This is a genomic window from uncultured Bacteroides sp. (genome assembly GCF_958445495.1).
Classification (GTDB): Bacteria; Bacteroidota; Bacteroidia; order Bacteroidales; family Bacteroidaceae; genus Bacteroides.
The window spans coordinates 41,512-62,892 of record NZ_CAUCSQ010000012.1; the positions used below are offsets into that span (position 1 = coordinate 41,512).

9 protein-coding genes are annotated in these 21,381 nt (G+C 43.8%); all 9 read left to right on the forward strand.

Going from position 1 to position 21,381, the window contains the following annotated elements:
* Positions 1-96: 96 nt before the first annotated feature.
* Positions 97-2,337 carry a glycoside hydrolase family 95-like protein gene (locus Q5076_RS06085; RefSeq protein ID WP_303011786.1) on the forward strand — a complete coding sequence of 747 codons (2,241 nt, stop codon included), beginning with the start codon at positions 97-99 and terminating at the stop codon, positions 2,335-2,337.
* A gap of 13 nt (positions 2,338-2,350) precedes the next feature.
* The gene (locus tag Q5076_RS06090) at positions 2,351-4,384 is read left to right on the forward strand and encodes a polysaccharide lyase family 8 super-sandwich domain-containing protein (protein ID WP_303011711.1); all 2,034 of its coding nucleotides are present in this window, start codon (positions 2,351-2,353) and stop codon (positions 4,382-4,384) included.
* Positions 4,385-4,574: 190 nt separating this feature from the next.
* Entirely contained in the window at positions 4,575-6,893 is a 2,319-nt protein-coding gene (locus tag Q5076_RS06095; RefSeq protein ID WP_303011713.1) for a glycoside hydrolase family 3 C-terminal domain-containing protein, read from the forward strand.
* A 79-nt stretch (positions 6,894-6,972) separates the two neighbouring features.
* Positions 6,973-10,920: a hybrid sensor histidine kinase/response regulator transcription factor gene (locus Q5076_RS06100; protein WP_303011715.1), complete on the forward strand. Its 3,948-nt coding sequence runs from the start codon at positions 6,973-6,975 to the stop codon at positions 10,918-10,920.
* Positions 10,921-11,162: 242 nt separating this feature from the next.
* Positions 11,163-14,324: a TonB-dependent receptor gene (locus Q5076_RS06105; RefSeq protein WP_303011717.1), complete on the forward strand. Its 3,162-nt coding sequence runs from the start codon at positions 11,163-11,165 to the stop codon at positions 14,322-14,324.
* Positions 14,325-14,336: 12 nt separating this feature from the next.
* The gene (locus Q5076_RS06110; RefSeq protein ID WP_303011718.1) at positions 14,337-16,037 is read left to right on the forward strand and encodes a RagB/SusD family nutrient uptake outer membrane protein; all 1,701 of its coding nucleotides are present in this window, start codon (positions 14,337-14,339) and stop codon (positions 16,035-16,037) included.
* Positions 16,038-16,181: 144 nt separating this feature from the next.
* Complete coding sequence (locus Q5076_RS06115; protein ID WP_303011719.1) at positions 16,182-17,213, forward strand: glycoside hydrolase family 43 protein; 1,032 nt, start codon at positions 16,182-16,184, stop codon at positions 17,211-17,213.
* A 26-nt stretch (positions 17,214-17,239) separates the two neighbouring features.
* A complete protein-coding gene (locus tag Q5076_RS06120; protein ID WP_303011720.1) occupies positions 17,240-19,984 on the forward strand; it encodes a beta-galactosidase in 2,745 nt (914 codons plus the stop codon).
* Positions 19,985-19,989: 5 nt separating this feature from the next.
* Complete coding sequence (locus Q5076_RS06125; RefSeq protein WP_303011721.1) at positions 19,990-21,381, forward strand: right-handed parallel beta-helix repeat-containing protein; 1,392 nt, start codon at positions 19,990-19,992, stop codon at positions 21,379-21,381.

Sequence of the window (21,381 nt, forward strand, 5' to 3'; positions counted from 1 at the left end):
GTTGATGGAACATTCGCCGGATAGACGAATACTGTCTGTTAATAGTTCTTATTGATAACTGGATAAAAGATGAATAAATTTTTTCGATATATGTGTATGCTGGCAGTTGGAGTTGTGTTTGCTGTTACATCGGCAATTGCCAGTCCTCTATCAGTCAAACAGGATATAAACTGGAAAGAGTTCATAGGCAGGCAAGACATGATATGGGAAACATTGCCTGAGTATTGGTATGAATCCGCTTATATGGGGAACGGAAGGCTGGGACTGATGATTTACAAAGAACCCGGCAAGAATTACATCCGGTTGGAAACCGGAGATTGCGATGTGCACGACCACCGTAAAGGCGATAATGATTTGTTCAGTATCGGGCGTTTGCTGACCGGGCATTTCGCTCTGTATCCTAAAGGTGAAATCACGGGCGGAACAATGCGGCTGGATTTGTGGAACGCCGAGACAACGGCCGAAATTAAAACCACTCGCGGTAAAATACACTTGCGCAGTTTTGTACACAGTGACAAGATGGTGATTGTCACCAAAGCTGTGGCCGAAGGAGATGAACAAGATTTCACGTGGAAATGGATTCCTGCTTCATCGGTGAGCCCCCGTTATACTTTTGCCAAGACCGTTGGAAAATGGATTAAAGTTCCTGAAAATTATCCCCTTAACCCTGAACCGGAAATTACGGGGACCGATGTGGAAGGGCTGTCTCTCCAGAAGTTGCAGGCGGGAGGCGAAACGGCCGTGGGATGGAAAGAAACGAAAAAAGGAAACGAACGAATCTTGTGGGTAAATCTGACGCATGCTTATCCGCAAAGCAATGCGACCGATATTTGTCGCGAAGAATTGCAGGAAGCCTTGTCGGAAGGTTATGGAAAATTGCAGCAGTCGCATCGTAAATGGTGGAATACCTATTATCCGGAGAGTTTCGTTACGTTGCCCGAAGGAGTGAAAGAAAATTTCTATTGGATACAGATGTACAAACTGGCTTCCGCCACACGAGGGGATAGGGCGTTGATAGATTGTACCGGGCCTTGGCTGACAGTCACACCCTGGCCTAATGCCTGGTGGAATTTGAATGTGCAGTTGACATACTGGCCGCTGAATGCCGCCAATCGCCTCCATCTGGCGGGTTCATTGGAAAATGCATTGTATAACAATATCGAACAGTTGCGGAACAATCTGCCGGAGGCCTATCGCCATGACGCTTTGGGACTGGGACGTACCACTAATTTCCATTGTGCTTCACAGCAGGTCGGGATTCCCGGAGTAGACGAAAAAGCGGAAGTGGGCAATCTGACATGGGCCTGCCATAGCCTGTGGCTGATTTACCGTCACAAGATGGACGATACTTTGCTTCGCGAAAAGCTCTTTCCCCTGTTGAAAGGGGCGGTCAACTATTATCTGCATTTCCTGCGTGAAGAACCGGACGGCAAACTTCACCTTCCTGCTACTTATTCGCCGGAATACGGTAGCGCCGAAGATTGTAATTACGACCTCGCTTTGTTGAGGTGGGGTTGCCGGACATTGATAGAGTCTGCCGGACGTCTGCATGTGGACGACCCGCTTCTCCCGGCATGGAAGAATGTTTTGGAAAAGCTGGCGCCTTATCCGCAGGATGAAAACGGGTTGTTTATAGGACGTAACACGCCTTATGCTTTCTCTCACCGCCATTATTCCCATCTGCTGGCCGCGTATCCCTTGTATCTTTTGAATAAGGAACGTAAGGAGGATGTGGAACTGATAGAAAACTCCCTTCGTTTTTGGCAGGAGAAGACCGGAGCGCACCAGGGGTATTCATTGACAGGCGCTTCTTCCATCTCGTCCGCACTGGGAAAGGGAAATGATGCGTTGGCTTATCTGAATAAATTATTCGGACGTTTCTTGAGCGTCAATACTTTATATCGTGAATCGGGGCCGGTGATAGAAACTCCTTTATCGGGCGCACAGTCCATCCACGATATGTTATTGCAGAGTTGGGGAGGGAAAATACGTGTCTTTCCTGCTATGCCGGATGCATGGCGGAATGCGGCTTATGGCAATATGCTGACGGAAGGAGCTTTTACGGTTTCTGCAAAGAGAAAAGACGGAAAAACCGAATTTATAGAGATAAAAAGCCTTGCAGGAGAACCTTGCGTGTTGGTGACGGATATTCCTAATCCTTTGTTTAAGGGACAGCGGCAATTCAACGTTGAACCTTGCGGGGAGAATACCTGGAAGGTGGATTTGCGGAAAGGGGAAGCAATGGTTGTTTATCCTGAAGGTACATCGCCCGATTTTTGCATTCGTCCGGTAGATAATGGAGAGGGACATCACTTCGGAAAGAAAAATAAGAAATAATTTTATTGGGTGTATGGCACTGAAACAGACATTTGTAAGCGGTTGCTTGTTGCTGTGTAGCGTGTTGTGTTGCCAGGCAATGGATGGCGGGCAGTTAGATTCGCTGAAAAGGACGTATCGCCTGTTATTATTGTCCACTGTCGGCAATGAGGAAGATGCCGTATGGAAGGACTTTATCCGGGTGCCGCCTGAAACGCAGATGTCTGACCAAGTGGTGATAGAGCTTCATCAACGTTATCCGTTCGACCTTGATAAGATATCTTTTTATCTTTCTTCGCAAACGGAAGAAGGAGGATGGAAAGATATAAATTACAAAGATACGAAGCGTTCGGGATGGGAGCCGAAACGGCATGTCGACCGTATTCTGGAACTTTCCAAGTTATATTATTCCGAGGCTACTCCATACTTCCGTTCGGAAGAGGTGAAAGCTTGTATCCACCGGGCACTTCAGTATTGGTTTAAGGCAGGTTTGCAATGTAAAAACTGGTGGTATAATCAGATTGGGGTCCCTAAAGCGTTGGGAGAAGCTTTTGTTTTGTTGGAGGAACAACTTAGCGAGGAAGAAAAAAATGAAGCCATCCGGGCTATGCAGGTAGCCCGGATAGGCATGACCGGACAGAATAAGGTCTGGCTTGCCGGAAACGTATTGATACGCGCGTTGCTCGACAAGGATGAACAATTGGTGAAAGAGGCGCGTGATGCAATTGTCTCCGAGGTGGTTTTGGGACGTAAGGAAGGCATCCAGCCGGATTGGAGTTTCCATCAGCACGGTCCGCAAATGCAGTTTGGCAATTACGGGCTTTCGTTTGTCACGAGTATGAGTTTCTATTACCGTTTGTTCCGGGAAACCGATTACCGTTTTTCTTCTTCGCAAGCGGATATTTTGTTTTCTCTGGTGAAAGACGGTTATCAATGGGTGATCTGGAACCTCCGTATGGATGTCAATGCATTGGGCAGGCAGCTTTTTCATAATGCCCAGCTTCATAAGGCCTATGGGCTGGCGTTTGCTGCGGCGACTCTGGGACTGGGAGACGCTTTTCCGTTAAACGGCAATTTGTTAATAGGGCACAAGCATTTCGATTATTCCGATTATACGGTACACCGCACCGCCTCATGGATGGCTTCCGTCCGCATGTCTTCGCGTCGGGTAATCAATACCGAGCGGGTGAATGAAGATAATCTGAAAGGGTATTACTTGGGGGACGGGGCTACATATTATTATAGGAACGGAAATGAATATTTGAATGTCTTTCCTTTTTGGGACTGGCGGAAGATACCCGGTGTGACCGCTTATTCTGCCGCTGCTCCGCTTCCCGATATTGCCCGTGTAAATTCCCAGAACCGCACTTATAAAGTGGGGGGAGTGACTGACGGGCGTAACGGCATGTCGGCTATGGAACTGAAACGTGATAAGCTGCATGCCTATAAATCATGGCTTTTTACAGACCGCTTCGTGGTATGCATGGGGGCAGGCATCGCTGCCGATACGTCACTTGCGGTAACGACGTCTATCGAACAAAGCCTGAAACAAGGAGACTTCGAGGTATGGAACGGAAATAACTGGGCGAAGAAAGACGGAAGTCATGCATATACGGGAAAAGATTTGCGTTTTTTCCATAACCGGACCGGATATATCGTTTTGAGCGGAGATACTTGTGTGGCGGGTACCGAAAGGCGTACGGGAAGGTGGTCTGATTTTATGAAGATGTATCGGCCGGAGGAAGTGGCGGGCGAAGTGGCGTCGTTATATTTGTGTCACGGGGTACGTCCTGCGCAGAAGCAATATCTTTATATCGTATGTCCGGCAGTTGATAAGGGATTTGTCAGCAGTTTCGATTTGAAATCGGTAGAAGCCATACAAAATGACAGCATTGCCCAGGTATTGTTTCTTCCTGAAAAAAAACAGTGCTGGGCGGCAGTTTATCATCCGTGTACAATCGCTGTAAAAGGTAAGGCGTTGGTGGCGGATACTCCCGGTATGTATTGCTGGACGGAGAAGAAAGGGCAATTCATAAGGGAACAAAAAAAGGAATTCCTTTGTCGGTAGGGGAGTGAGGAAAAGAATCCTTTCTTGCGATATTGTGGCTCTCATGCCTCTGCATGTGTGGGTCGGGTTCAGTTTATCTTTTATTTATTCATGTCTCCGGGGGATTATGCTATTATTTGGCAGGATTATGCTATTGGATTTATAACCCGGACACTACTTTTGCTCTAAATAAATCTAATAAATAAAAGAAATGAAACGATTCACATTTTGTTTAGTGTCGGTTTTGTGCTGTTTGTTTTCTGTGGCGCAAATAAAAGAGAAAGAATATCCGCAATTAGGAAAAGCTTCGGTCAGAGAAGTCCTTGCCGCAATGACTTTAGAGGAAAAAGCCACTTTGGCAGGAGGAATGGGAGGAATTGATAAAAAGTTGCGGGTAAATCCCGAACCTGTTGTCGGACATACTTTAATAGGAGTTCCCGGAGCTGCGGGAGTGACAAATCCTTTTCCGCATTTGAATATCCCCATGTTGATTTTGGCAGACGGTCCTGCCGGAGTACGTATTGATGTCCACCGGAATAACGATATGTCCCGTTCTTATTATGCAACGGCTTTTCCCGTAGCCACTCTGCTAGCCTCTTCCTGGGATACCGAGCTGGTGGAACAAGTCGGAAAAGCGTTTGGACATGAAGCGCATGAATATGGAGTAGACATTCTTCTGGCTCCGGCCATGAATATTCACCGCAATCCTTTGGGAGGACGCAACTTTGAATATTATTCGGAAGATCCTTTGGTTTCCGGACGTATTGCTGCCGCCATGATTAATGGCATTGAGAGCAATGGCGTAGGCACGTCAATCAAACATTTTGCTGCAAATAACGAAGAAACCAACCGGTTGGAAGTAAGCAGTGAGGTTACGGAACGTACTTTACGTGAGATTTATTTGAGAGGATTTGAAATTGCAGTGCGTGAAGCTCAGCCTTGGACGGTAATGAGTTCCTATAATTTAATCAACGGTGTTTACACCGCTGAAAGCAGGGAATTGTTAACAACGATTTTGCGTGATGAATGGGGATTTCAAGGAGTAGTGGTTACTGACTGGTTCGGCGGCAAAGATGCCATTGCCATGATGAAAGCTGGCAATGACTTGTTGATGCCGGGATGGGCGGAACAGACACAATCTATTATTGATGCGGTAAAAGAAGGCAAGCTGGAAGAATCCGTATTGGATAAGAATGTGGAACGGATTTTAAATTTGATAGTAAAATGTCCTTCTTTTAAAAGATATCCTTATTCGAATGCTCCTGAATTAAAAAAGAATGGAAAGCTTGTCCGGAAGGCAGCGGCTGAAAGCATGGTACTTTTGAAGAATGACGATTCGACTCTTCCTCTGAAAAAGAATCTTTATGTTGCGCTTTTTGGCGCTGCTTCTTATGATAATATCGCCGGTGGTTCCGGTAGCGGTGGGGTAAATAAGGCTTATAGCATATCTTTGAGCGAAGGGTTGCGTAATGTAGGATATCGTTTGAATGATAAGATGAAAGGCAATTATGAACGGTATGTTGCTGATTTCAAACATAAATATACGGTAAATAACCCCTTGGTGACCCCTCCGGCCATGCCTGAAATGAAGCTCAATGCTAATTTGGTGAATCAGATGGCGGAACAGGCTGCGGTGGCAATTGTTACAATCGGAAAGAATGCGGGAGAAGGTGCTGATAGGAAAGAAGCAGATTTCAAGCTTTCCGGAGAGGAATTGGCTACGCTGAAATTAGTGAGCGAAACGTTTCATGCCAAAGGTAAGAAGGTCGTGGTCGTACTTAATATATCCAATGTTATCAAGACTGCTGATTGGATAGACTATGCGGATGCGGTTTTGTTGGCATGGCAACCCGGTCAGGAAGGAGGAAATGCAATTGCCGATATTCTTTGCGGTGATGTTAATCCTTCCGGCAAACTGGCAACGACATTCCCTGTGGACTATAAGGATGTGCCTTCATATAATAATTTTCCGGGAACTCCTAAAAACGCTGTAAAACCGACTTTTTCTTTGTATGAGGAGGGAATCTATGTCGGTTATCGGTACTATAATACTTTTGGTATAAAAACCTCTTTTCCGTTTGGCTTCGGTCTTTCCTATACGCAATTTGATTATTCGGGTTTGAAACTTAGTTCTGATAGTTTCAATGATTCGATTACGGTTTCCGTACAGATTACAAATACGGGCAAGGTTGCCGGAAAAGAAGTGGTGCAATTGTATTTAGGTGCGCCGGAAGGAAAGCTGGATAAACCGGTAAATGAGTTGAAAGCATTTGGCAAAACAAAATTATTGAAGCCCGGAGAAACACAAACATTGGCTTGGACGTTGGATTTGAAGAGCTTGGCCTCTTATGATGAGGATTTGTCCGGCTGGGTTGCTGATGCAGGGCGTTATACGGTGAATATAGGAGCATCTTCTACAGATATACGGGTTTCTTCGGAGTTTAATCTGGAGAAAACCGTGATTGCGGAACTATGTCATAAAGCATTACAACCGACAAGAACCATTCCGGAATTGAGGATGAGGAAGTAAGGTTTGCACCTTGTTAAAAGGACTTCCCAAATTCTTTTTGGGAAGTTTTTTATTTATATTTGTTCTCTAAATGATTCTTATGATGAGATATTTCACTTGTCTTTTACTCTTTTTTCTGTTTCAATCCGTGAAAGGGCAGGAATATCGCCATTATACCGTTAATGACGGGCTTCCGGGAAGTGATGTGACTGCAATTTGTGAAAATGAGTATTTTCTTTGGTTAGCTACCAATGAGGGATTGTGCCGATTTGACGGGCATGAGTTTAAAACGTATAGGAAAGGCAGTAATTCAGACAATAGTTTGAGCGAGAATAATATCGAGAGTCTGATGTTTGATTCTAAAGGACTTCTTTGGATTGGGCTGAAGACGGGTGGTGTTGATATTTATAATCCCGGCAAGGACCGGTTTACCCATATTAGTGAGTTAGCAGACGATTATCCTCAACGGGTGACTTGTATCTTTGAGGATTCACAACATTCTATTTGGCTTGGTAGCTGGCGTTCGGGACTTTATCAGTTGGTTCCTTCAATAAAGGAAGAAGGAAAATATGAAGTGTTGAAACATTATCCCGGCACTATTGTCTCTACTTTAGTGGAGAAACCGGAAGGTTATCTTTGGATTGGCACTTATTACGGCTATTACTTATATGATATTCATAAGAAATGCAATGTGGAGACGAGACATAATGAGCATACTATTTCCCAGTTTCTTGATAGAGGAGAGAAGAATACGTTATGGTATTCTGCCTGGTCGGAAGGACTTTTTAAGATAACTTGGAATGATGAGTTGACAGCATTTGAAGAAAAACTCATTACTACCGATGCGGGTGATATTTACAGCCTCGCTTCTGATGCGGACAATCAGATTTTGATAGGTACTTGGGGAAGAGGAATGAGGAAGGCCGAGCTTGCGTGTGCGGAAAATGGGAATCATTTGATTACGGTCACCGACCCGCAGGTGAAGGCATTAGCCATCGAGTCGTTTTTTCGGGATAAATATAACCGTCTTTGGATTGGCACTTATGGCAATGGCCTTTTCTGTTTCGACAATGAAAAACGCGGCATCAAACAGATTGCTCCGATTAATCAGGATAATATTTCTGCCGCGACGGTATTGCATGAGCTGGGAGAAGATAAGATGTTGATTGGTACTCAGGGAAATGGGCTTTTTGTATGCAATCAGAAAAATGGGGAATTGTTTCCTAAACCGATGAGTGATTCGGAACAAGTCCCTAATCTGAACTACATCCAAACGATATATCTTGATAAAGAACTTTTGATTGTGGGGCATGACCATTTAGGCTTTTGTTATGTGGAACATCCTTATGAGAATAGGATGAATTTTAAATTAAAGTCTTTCCAACCTGACCAGCGTTTAGGTAAAGTTACTTCTATTTACCGTGATCGTGATTCTCTTTTCTGGATTGGAACGAAGCAAAACGGGCTTGTTTCCTTACGCTATCAAAATAAACCGGCAGGCGGTGTCTTTTCACATATAACGTACTACAACTCTTTCGGTCAGAATGATGAGATAACAGGTTTTGCACAAGCCCAGGACGGGCGTTTGTGGATATCGACACACAGCGGGTTGTACTTGTTCAATCCGGTGACCCGGAAAGTTGAGACATTTGAGGAAGAACATGTCTCTGATATGGTTTATAGGATGGTGGATGATCCTCTGAATGAGTGTCTTTGGTTAGGAACTTCGACAGGATTGAAACGTGTCGGTTACCGGGATAAAGCGGTAAAACCTTATTTCCCTTCTAATCTGCTTCCGTCCGGTGCCGTTCATACTTTGATATTGGACTCGGACAATAATTTGTGGTTCTCTATTGCCGACAGGGTGTATTGCTTGCGTAGCCAGAGTAAAAAATTGCAGGAACTCAATGTCTTGTCCTATGGGAAACAGGTGTTCACCTGTGCCGGAATCGTAAGCGAAAATGGAAAAAGGATGGTAGCTTTTGGCGGAACGGATAAGTTGCTGTTGGTAGAACCGCTTGTTGTACTCAACAAATCACAGGCAACCCGATTGTTGTTGACCGGATTGGAAATAAATCACCGGCAGGTGAGAGTGGGAGATGAGATTGGGGGAAAAGTGGTTTTGGATAAAGCATCGGAATATATTCAGGCATTGACGCTACCTTACCAGAGTAAGTGGATTAGTTTGGCATTTAAGGAAATTGGCCTGGGCAACTATCGTAATAAATACCAGTATTATATCAAGGGGTTCAGCGATAACTGGCAATATATTGATATAGATAAACCGATTACTTTCTCACAATTGCAACCGGGAAAGTATGTTCTTCAGATTCGGCAACTGGGAGCTGAAAATAATGTCCCTTGTTATCATTTGGATATGACTATCCTCCCCCCGTGGTGGAAAACGGTTTGGTTTCATACGGTTGAGGTTTTGGGAACTCTGTTTGTGATAGTTCTGGCAATCTTCTATATCCGTAATTATTATAGGAAACGGCAGTTGGAACGTACCGACGTTATTGAGAAACGTAAAAAAGAAGAACTGCTGCAAGAGAAAGAGAGTTTTTTTGTCAGTTTGTCACATGATTTGATGACTCCTTTCTCTTTGATTATAGCTCCGGTTAATGATTTGCTCCGGAGAAAGGATTTACCGGAAGATTTGCAGGACAAATTGGGGATTATCGGTAAGAACGCGAACTTCCTTTCGGACATTTTTACTACAATATTGGATTATAAACGTACTGTGGCGGTAAATGTGGAGTTGAAGGAAAGAAATATAGAGCTGGTATCATTTATCCGTATTGTAGTCAATTCTTTCGCTTACATTGCCCAAACGAAAGAATTGCATCTTACTTTCCAGACCGGACTTTCCAGATTAGATGTGCTGGTTGATTCGGTGAAACTGGAACGTATTATGTACAATCTGTTGAGCAATGCTGTGAAATTTACACCGTCGAAAGGGAGTGTGCAGGTGAAGCTTTATCAGGGAGATACCGGAAGTTATACACTGGAAATCAGCGATACGGGAAGTGGAATCGCCCCACAAAATCTGGATAAGGTTTTCGGTAAGTTTTATCAGGAAGCCAGGCCCGAAGAAGAGGGGATGAAAGGACTGGGATTGGGACTGTACATTGTGCAAAAGTTCGTGAAGATATTAGGCGGGACAATACGTGTCGATTCTGAATTGGGTAAAGGGACAACCTTCCAGGTATGTTTTCCGTTAAAATCTCCGGAAAAGGTCGTTTCTGTAGAAGACAATGATGAACAGGTTGCTGAAATGGATGAAAATCCTACAATTGTGATAGTAGAGGATAATGTCCAGTTATGTGATTATTTGCGAAAGGAATTTTCTGCTAATTTCCGTGTAATTGCTGTTTCTAACGGTCGGGAGGCGTTGAATATCATTCAGAAAGTATTGCCGGAAGTGGTGATTTCTGATGTTATGATGCCTGAAATGGACGGGTTGGCATTGTGTGAGGGAATTAAGCGGACACCGTTGCTTTCTGATATATTTGTCATCTTGTTATCCGCCAAGTCGTCTCCGGAAGATGAGTTGGCGGGATATAAAGCCGGGGCTGATTTCTATCTGAAGAAACCTTTTGATATGGAGATTCTTATTAATCATGTGATGAATGTGTACGAAACTCGTAAGAAACGTAAAAAGCAAATCATTACAGAATTGTTTTCTCCGCAGAATGAAGGAATCGAAGTCGATGCTAAAGATGATTTTCTACGTAAGGCAGTGAAAGTTATTGAAGAACATCTCATGGATGACGGTTTTAAGATTGATAATTTCGCAGCGGAAATGAATGTGAGCAAAACAGTGTTGCATCGCAAGTTTAAGATGTTAATCGGAGATACTCCGAATGTGTTTATCCGGAACATCCGTTTATATAAGGCCGCCCATTTGTTAAAGACTACCGATTTGACAATTGCCGAGATTGCTTATCTGACAGGATTTAATCTATCTCATTATTTCATAAAATGTTTCAAGGAGCAGTACAATGAAACTCCCAACAATTTCAGGAAGAGGATGGGAAAGGAGAGCTAAAAGCTCTCCTTTATTTTTTGTAAGATAGCGGTATATATTCATTCGTCGCCACTACCGTATTTGAAGTTTGAGGGAACGGATATGATAGCATTTTTGCGGTGTCTTATAGCACAATGTTAATACGAATGATTCTGTTATGAAATGGTAGTATTGTGCTATTCCATTGAGGGACGATAGTCTATTTTTGCTTCCGTGAAACAGGCGAAAATACCTTTTGTTAAACATTCAAATTCTAATTTAGTATGATGAAACTTTATTCGAAATTACAAAACTGCTTGTTGCTGTTACTTGTGTTGGTTACAGTTCCGTTATCTTTTGTGTATGCAGGGGATACGGTGCAGGGTGGAGAACGGACAATAATGCAGCAGAAGAAAATCAAAGTAAACGGCAACATCAAAGATGTTAATGGAGAACCGTTGACAGGTGCTACCGTGATTGTAAAAGGGGCTACATTGGGGACTACTTCTGACTTATCCGGTGCTTTTTCTATTGAAGTGCCGTTAGGAAGCACGTTGAGTATTTCTTTTATAGGATATAAGACACATGAATGTGTTGTAGACCGGAGTATGGTAAAAGGACTGGAAATAGTCTTGCAGGAAGAACGGACATTGGTGGATGAAGTTGTAGTAGTAGGATACGGTACACAGAAAAAAGCGACTCTTTCCGGTTCGGTGACTTCAGTAAAAGGAAGTGAAATCTTAAAATCGCCTCAAATGAACATTTCCAATTCGCTGGCAGGTACAATGCCGGGATTGGTGGTGGTAGGAAAAAGCGGTGAACCGGGTAAAGACGGTTCTACTATTTACATACGTGGGCAAAGCAGTTTGAATGATAACAGTCCGTTGATTGTCGTTGACGGAGTACCTAACCGTTCATTGGACCATATCGATCCGTCTACGATTGAAAGTATCAGTGTTTTGAAAGATGCTTCTGCGGCTATCTACGGGTCACAGGCTGCTAATGGCGTCATTTTGGTAACGACCAAGCGCGGAAAAGAAGGAAAACTTACAATCGATGCAAGTTATCGTGCCACTTGGGCGCGTCCGACACGTATTCCTGAGCTGACAAGCGCTTCGGAATATGCTACGTTGGTAAATGAAGTCCATGAATATAAAGGAGAGGGCAAGTACGCCCGTTACTCGGCCGAAGATATCAGAAAATATGCTGACGGGAGTGACCCGTGGGGACATCCCGATACGGATTGGTTCGATGAAATACTTAAACCTTGGAATTTGCAGCATAATGCGAATGTTACGATGTCTGGCGGGAATGAACGTTTGAAAGCCTATGTCTCTTTATCCACCCGTTCCCAGGATGGGGTTTTCTATGACAGTGCCAGCAAGTATGCGCAGCATGACATACGTGCTAATATTGACGGAAAGATAAACAAGTATATAAGTTTATCGGTAGATGCCAGTTTCAGCTTGGGAGAAACCGATGCCCCTTCCACTAATTCTGCCAGTATCTTTCGTTCCATTATGATGGCGAATCCAACGTTGCCGGCTTATTGGCCTGACGGACGTATAGGTCCTCCGTTGGACCTTCAGACCAAAAGTAGTCCGGTCATTCAAGGAACAAAAGCGAACGGATATAATAACAATGAGAGTTATGTGTTTAATGTAAACGGCAAACTTGATATCCGGATTCCGTGGGTGGAAGGACTGAAACTGACAGGTAAGGCGGCATTTGACCGGGGAATTGACTATTCGAAGAAATTCAGCAAGCAATATACGCTTTATAGTTGGGATGGCACTACCATGGAAAATGGCATTCCGGTATTGACAGAGGGAATCTATGGCGGTTCGCCTGCCCTGACTCAGTCTACGACTTTTAGCAAAAGAAGTCTGTTAAGTGCATTGCTGGACTATAACCGCACTTTTGGAATCCATAATGTAAGCGGGGTTGTGGGTGTCGAAGGTATTCAGGAAACGTCTAACTGGTATAGTGCCGAAAGACGTAATTTTACAACTAACTTTCCGGATGAAATGAACTTCGGTGATCCGACCAAACAATACGCCAATGGTTCTAATCCGGGAGAAAACCATTGGTTGAACTATTTCGGACGTTTGAATTATACGTTGGACAATACATACATTGTTGAATTTGTATGGCGTTATCAAGGTTCCAGTAAGTTTTTGGACAAACGCTGGGGATTTTTCCCCGGAGTATCGTTGGCTTACCGTATATCCGAAGAAGATTTCTGGCAAAACAGCAAGGTGTCTGAAATCGTGAATGATTTTAAGCTTCGTACTTCTTGGGGACGTACAGGTAATGACCTGATTGAACCGTATCAGTTTCTGGCCCAATATGATCTTTACCAGAAAAATTATATTACCCAGAATTTTGTAACAGGCAGCGGAAATAATCCGACATACATGGAAAGCCTGGCTCCTAACAAATATGCCCAATGGGAGGAGGCTAACCAATTTAATATCGGTGTGGATATGTCTTTCTTAAATAAGCGGTTGACTCTGACTGCGGATTATTTTAATAATGTCCGTTCGAAGATTTTGATTCCGCAGACTTCTTCTGTTCCTGAATTTACAGGTCTGACAGGAATTTTGCCGGATATTAATCTCGGTAAAGTACGTAATCGCGGGTTTGATTTCCAGTTGGGATGGATGGATACGCATCGGGATTTTACGTATAGTATAACTCTTAATGGCGGGCATGCCCAGAATAAGGTCATCTTTTTCGATGAGGCTCCTAATGGACTTCCTTGGCAGACTAATACAGGACATCCGATGCATTCCGGTTTGTATTATAAAGCTATTGGGATTTTCCATACACAGGAAGATATAGACAAGTATCCGCACATGGAGAATGCCCGTCCCGGCGATATTATCTTTGAAGATGTGAATGGCGACAAACAGATTAATGGGGAGGATATGGTAAGAATCCATAAAAGCAGCGTTCCGACCTGGACTGGCGGTTTGAATCTTTATTTTAAATACAAAGGATTGGATTTATCGGCTTTGTTCCAGGGACAGGCAGGCGCTGTTAGATATGTGAAACCTTTGGGAAGCGCTACGGCTGAAATTAATTATTTCAAGTCATTCTACGATAAACGTTGGACGGAAGATAATCCTTATGCCAGTTATCCCAGAACATTTGACCGTGATACGGAATATTGGATGAGTTCGTCCGGATCGAATACCTTTTGGCTTCGGAAAACAGACTTTATCCGTTTAAAGAATCTCGAGTTAGGGTACACATTGCCGGCTCAGGCTGTATCGAAAATCGGCCTTCAGAATTTAAGGTTAAGCTTTACGGCGACGAACCTGTTTACATTTGCTCCTGACATGCCTGATTTTGACCCGGAACTTGATTTTGACGGCGGATATGCCGGTGAAGCTTATCCGATTCAGAAGATGTTGACATTAGGCGTTTCCATTCAATTTTAAATCAAACTAGATATGAAGAAAATATATACTGTAACATTAGCATTAATTTCCGTATTCATACTTGAAGGGTGCAGCGACTTTTTGGATACGAAACCTGGAGATAAATATGATGATAACACGTTCTGGGCTAATCCGACTCTGGTAGAGCAGTTTGTGTATAAAATATATTTGGGCATCCCTTATCCTTATCAATGGTATATGAGTGGAACATTGGTTGACGAACAAGTTCCCATCCAGAGCGACGGGACGATTACGAATGTGACATCTTCGTTGTTGACTCCAGATGAGTTAGGAGCTTTTTCCAGTAACTGGGGAGCCTGTATGGATGGTTGGTGGTGGCAGAGTGCCTATACGAATATCCGTGCCTGTAACACGTTCTTTAAGAATATAGGGACAACCTTATTCACAGATGTTGAAAAGAAAGAGCAGTTGGTGGGCGAGGTACACTTTTTGCGTGCCTATATGTATTTTATGCTGATGGCTCAGTATGGAGGAGTGCCTTTGCTGGAAGAACCTGTGGATTTGGGAAAAGGATATGAATATCCTCGTAATACTTTTGAAGAGACGGTCGAATTCATTGTTAAGGATTTGGATGCAGCCATCAATAATGAACGCATTCAAGCGCAATCGGATAAACATCGTGCGACTTTGGGGGCTGCTTATGCTCTTAAAAGCCGTGTATTGCTTTATGCAGCCAGTGAAATGCATCATGATTTATCATGGGCTGCCGGATATGAATACCCCGAATTAATCGGGTATGTCGGCGGTGAACGCACCCAACTGTACGAAGACGCTAAAGAGGCTGCCGAAAAGTGTATGGAACTGGGGTATGCCCTTTATGATGTAGATGCGGATAAAGTAAAGAATTATCAGGATTTGTTTTTGCAGATGGATTCGCAGGAACAAATATTCATATCTACGTATGATAAGATTAATACGCCTGATTATATGACCGATTGGGTGGCTTGGGTATGCGGAACGCCTTCTTATGGCGGATACGGATTGAATCAGGTGACTGCTAATCTGGCGGATGCTTTTGAAAATATCGATGGTACCGTTTTCGATTTTGTGGCGCAAAAGAATGACCCGTATATCGGTCGTGACCCTCGTTTTGATGCAATTATTCTACATCACGGTTCACCGTGGTATGCCAATAAATATTGGGGAACTTACTTTGAAGATATTTACATAGATATTAATGGAGAAGATAATAATAAGGGAGTTACGACAGGATATTACATGAAGAAGTTTATATCTCCGAAAGAGAATGACGGTTATTACGGTTCTCTCCGCCAGCCGCAACCTTATATCCAGATTCGTTATGCGGAAGTTTTATTGAATTATGCGGAAGCATGCCTGGGTTTGGGAGATGAGGAATCTGCCCGTAGAAAAATGAATGATATACGTCTGAGGGCAGGTATGCCTGCAATCCCTGATTCGGAAACGGGAGATGCCCTTTGGAAACGCTATATGAACGAACGTAGGGTGGAACTTGCCTTTGAGGGACACCGTTTCTTTGATGTCCGCCGTTGGTTGGTGGCTCCTTCCGCTTACACGGATGCAATGGGGGTGAAGTATGATGCGGAGTCCGGGACCTATTCGTCTTTCTCCTTTGAAAAACACGCATGGAAAGATTCGCATTATCTGATTCCGATTAAACGCAGCGAGATACAGAAAAATGCGGCGTTAATACAGAATCCGATTTATCAATAGGGTAAAACAGATTGTTTTTGGGATGACACATATACACCTTGAGGAATAAGAAGGAATTGTTGGTTTTTGTTTAGGGCGGAGAGATGGAACGTGTGCCGTCGTAGTTGGTTTTGATAAAAAATGAATAAATTAAGAATAAGATATATGGAACGACTTCATATTTTGCCGATTGTTTTTATCCTGATGTTTGCAATGGCTTGCACAAATTCCCGGCAATCGAAAGTTATCGTGCCTGGCACTTCATGGATGGATACTGACGGAAATCTGATAAATGCCCACGGAGGAGGAATCCTTTTTTACAACGGTACTTATTACTGGTATGGAGAATATAAAGGCGATTCGACCTATCGTCTTGACTGGGTCACTTCCTGGGAATGTTGGCGTACGGAAGCCGGCGGGGTCAGTTGCTATTCTTCTGCAGATTTAGTGAATTGGAAATTTGAAGGGCTTGTCCTTCCTTCTACTCCTGAAAATGATTCGTCCGAATTGCATCCTTCACAAGTGATTGAACGCCCGAAAGTAATCTATAATGAAAAAGATTCTCAATTTGTAATGTGGATGCATATAGAAAGCCCGGATTATGAGAAAGCCCATGCGGGAGTCGCTATATGCGATTCTCCTACCGGACGTTTTAAGTATCTGGGGTCGATGAGGCCTAACGGACAGGATAGCCGGGACCAGACAGTTTTTAAAGATGATGACGGACGTGCTTATCATATCTATTCGTCAGAATGGAATAGGACACTTTATATCAGCCTGCTGGATGACTCTTATACCAAACATACAGGCGTTTTCAAACGAAACTTTATAAATAAGTCGCGAGAAGCTCCTGCGGTATTTAAACATCAGGGCAAATATTATCTGATTAGTTCCGGGTGTACCGGTTGGGACCCGAATGTGGCGGAGTATGCGGTAGCTGATTCCATGCTGGGAGAATGGACCGTCATAGGTAACCCTTGTACGGGCCCCGGTGCAGAGAAAACATTCTATTCGCAAAGTACTTACGTATTGCCTGTTGCAGGTAAACCGGGAAAATATATAGCGATGTTCGACCGTTGGAATAAAGCCGATTTGATGCACTCTTCCTATGTGTGGCTTCCCGTTTGCTTTACTTCTGCAGAAACGTTTGAAATTCCGTGGCGTGATAGTTGGAAGATTACGGATTTGACAGATTAAATATATACGATAAAAACAGAGATTTGATGAAGAAGATATTTTTTACCTTTTTGGGGATGATGTTCGTGTTTGGAGTATCTGCTCAAAAAACTTATGAGATAGACGCCTCTGATGTGATGATGGAACCCGTAAGGGGGCATTTGAAAATGGGAAATCCGGGGCCTGACAACCGAAAAATAGAGATAAACAGCCTCTATATGACCGTAGGAGGGAAGCCTGTGTTGCCGATTATGGGAGAAATGCAGTTTTCCCGTATCAAACGTTCTGCATGGGAAGACTGTATTTTAAAGATGAAAGCGGGAGGCGTGAATATCATTTCTACTTATTTGTTTTGGAATCATCATGAAGAGATAGAAGGGCAGTTCGATTGGACGGGTAATAAAGATATCCGGGCTTTTATCGAGTTATGTGCCAGGCATCGCCTTTTTGTGTGCCTGCGTATCGGCCCTTGGGTACATGGAGAAGCGCGTAATGGAGGAACGCCGGATTGGATACTCCGGAAAAAATATCTGGTAGACCGCTCTAACGATATCGTTTATCAGAATTATGTCCGTCGTTATTTCAGCCAGATGATTCATCAGTTTGAAGGCTTATATTATAAGGACGGAGGAAATATCGTAGCCATTCAGCTTGAAAATGAATACTGGTATGCGAAAAAAGGAGAACCCCACATGGCATGGCTGAAAAGTCTGGTAAAAGAATTGGGGGCTGATGTTCCGATGTACACCGTTACCGGATGGGGAGGCGGTTCTGTTCCTCCATTGGAAATGATACCTCTGTGGGGCGGTTATCCGGACGCTCCCTGGGTGGAACATGTAGGAGTGGAATATCAGCCGGAGAACTTTAGATTTAATCCTTTCCGGGACAATAAGCATATAGGAAACGACCAGATTGAACATAAAGGGGAATATATGAGTTATGAGCTCTACCCGTTTTTTACCTGTGAAATGGGAATAGGAGTGCAGACAACGTATCATCGGCGGCTGAAGATAAGCAATATCGACGGCTTGGGAATGATTGTAGCCAGACTGGGGTCCGGCAGCAACCTGCTTGGGTACTATCCTTTTGCCGGAGCCACACAACCCAGAGGACTGTTGACCTCGATGGAGGAAGAACAGGAGTTGACCGGGTATTGGAGCCGTGTAACTGCAAAATCTTATGACTTTCAAGCTGGTATCCGTGAATCGGGAGAAGTTTCGGAAGCATATCGTAAACTGAAAAAATTTCACTATTTTGTAACTGAATCTGCTGAAAAACTGGCGCCTATGATGTCTGTCGTGGCTTCTTCTACGGAGGATGATATGCAGGTTGCCGTCCGTTCCGATAATAAAAAGGGATACTTGTTCGGCATTAATTATTGCCGTTTTGCTCCCAAGAAAAAGCGTTCCGATGTACGGTTTTCCGTAAAATTCCAGGGAGAAGAAATTCATTTGCCGGTAAAAAGTAAACTGGATATTCCCGACAGTACGGTATTTGTATGGCCCTTGAACCTGCCGATAGGCGGTGCTGTAATAAAATATGCCACAGTACAACCAATCTGTACCGTAGGAAATACCACATTCTTTTTTCAGAACGGCGAGATTGCAGCGGAGTTCGCATTTGATACAAAGACGGTAGACCGGGTTGAGGCGTTGAAGGGAAAAGTCGATACTTGTAAAGGGATGACTATCGTTTCAGAGTTGATTTCCGGAGAAGATTGTGTCATTCGTCTGACGGATAAAGCAGGTGTTGAAAAGAGAATCATTGTATTGACGGAGAAACAGGCGGATGATTGCTGGTTGCTTGGGGATACGGATCCGTCTTTTTTTCTTTCGTCCTCAGCTCTGTATCATGACGGGCGACATGTATGGGGGACTTCCTTGCAGCCGGAGGTCAGGGCACGTTTGTTCGAACCTGAAAAAGGAGGGTTTAAAGAGTTGTGTGTCGCCACTTCCGCAAAATGCAGCGGAATCAGGTTGACTCCGGTTCCGTTGTTGGCAAATGCCCAATGGTTGGAAACCGCCAATTTTAAGAATATAGAACCCTACATGCAATGTTATCACAGGTTCTTTTTCAAAGAGTTCAGTCTGGACAATCCTTCCCGTTTCCGTAGAGTCATGCTTTATCTATATCCGGAAAGTGATTGTAAATTGAATCTGAATGACACTTGGATACGTCAGGAAATAACTCCTGGCATATTGAATACCATTGACTTGACAGGCTATGTGCGGAAGGGAGAAAATATGCTTTTCATTGATTTCCCTTTCGTTGAGGGACAGAAGAAAATGGCAGCACGGGTTATTGTAGAGTACTATAATAATGATAGGGTCGAATTTGCTACCGATAGTTCCTGGTTAGCGACAGATATGTACACGAATCCCTCACTGACACGCGGTTATAACCGTCCGGAGGCACCGGTCGTTGTCGATGCGCCGGAGAATGCGAATCTTATATCCGTTCATTCCTTTAATGAGTGGTCGTTGGATATCCCTTTCGGTGTTTTGAAGGATGTGAATAATATATATATGCGTACCCGTTATATCGGTGACCGTGCGGAACTGTATTCAAACTACAGGCTTGAGGCCGACGATTTTAACAATAATACGACATGGACTGTCGGGCTAAATCGTTTGGAGACCCCTGTCGAGGGACATAAGATGCGGTTGGTGCTCTATCCTCTTTCTCCTGAAACAAAAATCTATTTTGATATAGTACCGGGTGAAGCCGGATATAACCGGACGGAAGTGAAAACGTTCGAGGTATTTCCTGAGTATAAACTTATGTTGAAATAAGATTTATGAGAAAGTTGTTTTTTCTGTTGTTTTTGATATCATACGTTCATTTGCAGGGTTATCCGGCAAAAAACGGCGTTAATTACTATGTCAATCCGGAAAGCCGGTCACTCGTAGAAGACGGAAGCCGGGAACATCCTTATAAAAGTCTTTCAAAGTTAGAACGGGTGACATGGGGAAAAGGGGATACGTTGTTTTTGGCAGGTGGTGTGGAACATCGGGGAACTCTCTCTATCGAAGGAGTAAAAGCTGAAAAGTCCCGTCCTTTCGTTATTACTTCGTATGGAACGGGCAATGCTATCCTGCATGCGGGGAAAGGTACGGGAATTTTGATTGCAAATTCCGAACATGTGAATGTTCATGATTTGATTATTTACGGTAACGGGTATCGGGAAGAGGATGCAAATAACGGTTCTGGCCTCCATTGTAAAGATTGTCGCTTTGTTACGGTTGACCGTTTGGAATGTTACGGATTTCTCTGGAATGGCCTGCTTATTGAGGGCGGGAGCGATTATCGGGTTACCCGTGTTTATGCCCATGAGAATGGCTATTGCGGAATTCTTGTCACGGCTCCCGATTCGAAGAACAGGACCCGGAATGTTCATATAAGTTCTTGTATCGCTGAGAACAATCCCGGTTGTTACCAGATTACGGACAATCATAGCGGCAGCGGTATTCTTCTGGGACAGGTCACATCTGCTACGGTAGAATATTGTGAAGCCATGAATAATGGTTGGGCGATGCCTCGCGGCGGGAATGGTCCTGTGGGAATCTGGGCATATGAGGCTGATTGCATAACGATTCAGTATTGTTATTCCCATGATAATAAAACTTCCGCCTCAGGCAAAGATGGAGGCGGCTTCGATTTTGACGGCGGTATTACCAACAGTGTATTGCAATATAATCTGTCTATGAATAACGAGGGAGCCGGTTATGGACTATTCCAATATGGAGGTGGCGGTGTATGGAACAATAATGAGATAAGATACAATATCAGTATTGATGATGGTTCTAAGAATTCCCATGCCGGTATTTTTGTCTGGTGTGAGGAAAGTTATACGTCGGAGCCTTTGCGTAATACGCGGGTTTATGGAAATAAAATAATAAGCAGTTATGGCGGGGCGGTTCATTTTGAGACGGGTTATTCGCAGGGATTACGTTTCGAGAATAACCGGTTTTGTCTCACTAACGGCGGGAAGTGTTATATTACGGGAGACCATACCAAGAATGATGCCTGTTTTCGGAAGAATATTTTCTGGTCGGAGGGAAGCGTTATCCAACCCGAAGAATCCCTGGACAGTGAGGCAATCTACCTGCCGGTTCGGTGGAAAAAGCCGGAAAAGGTAAATGTAAAAGAATTGAAATCCCTTATTGAGGAACTGCTGGATATACCGTAG

What these genes read in the sequence shown, in the direction of transcription:
- Q5076_RS06100 (WP_303011715.1), top strand. Translation starts at nt 6,973, where the DNA reads ATGATGAGATATTTCACTTGTCTTTTACTCTTTTTTCTGTTTCAATCC.
- Q5076_RS06090 (WP_303011711.1), top strand. Translation starts at nt 2,351, where the DNA reads ATGGCACTGAAACAGACATTTGTAAGCGGTTGCTTGTTGCTGTGTAGC.
- Q5076_RS06095 (WP_303011713.1), top strand. Translation starts at nt 4,575, where the DNA reads ATGAAACGATTCACATTTTGTTTAGTGTCGGTTTTGTGCTGTTTGTTT.
- Q5076_RS06085 (WP_303011786.1), top strand. Translation starts at nt 97, where the DNA reads ATGCTGGCAGTTGGAGTTGTGTTTGCTGTTACATCGGCAATTGCCAGT.
- Q5076_RS06120 (WP_303011720.1), top strand. Translation starts at nt 17,240, where the DNA reads ATGAAGAAGATATTTTTTACCTTTTTGGGGATGATGTTCGTGTTTGGA.
- Q5076_RS06125 (WP_303011721.1), top strand. Translation starts at nt 19,990, where the DNA reads ATGAGAAAGTTGTTTTTTCTGTTGTTTTTGATATCATACGTTCATTTG.
- Q5076_RS06110 (WP_303011718.1), top strand. Translation starts at nt 14,337, where the DNA reads ATGAAGAAAATATATACTGTAACATTAGCATTAATTTCCGTATTCATA.
- Q5076_RS06105 (WP_303011717.1), top strand. Translation starts at nt 11,163, where the DNA reads ATGATGAAACTTTATTCGAAATTACAAAACTGCTTGTTGCTGTTACTT.
- Q5076_RS06115 (WP_303011719.1), top strand. Translation starts at nt 16,182, where the DNA reads ATGGAACGACTTCATATTTTGCCGATTGTTTTTATCCTGATGTTTGCA.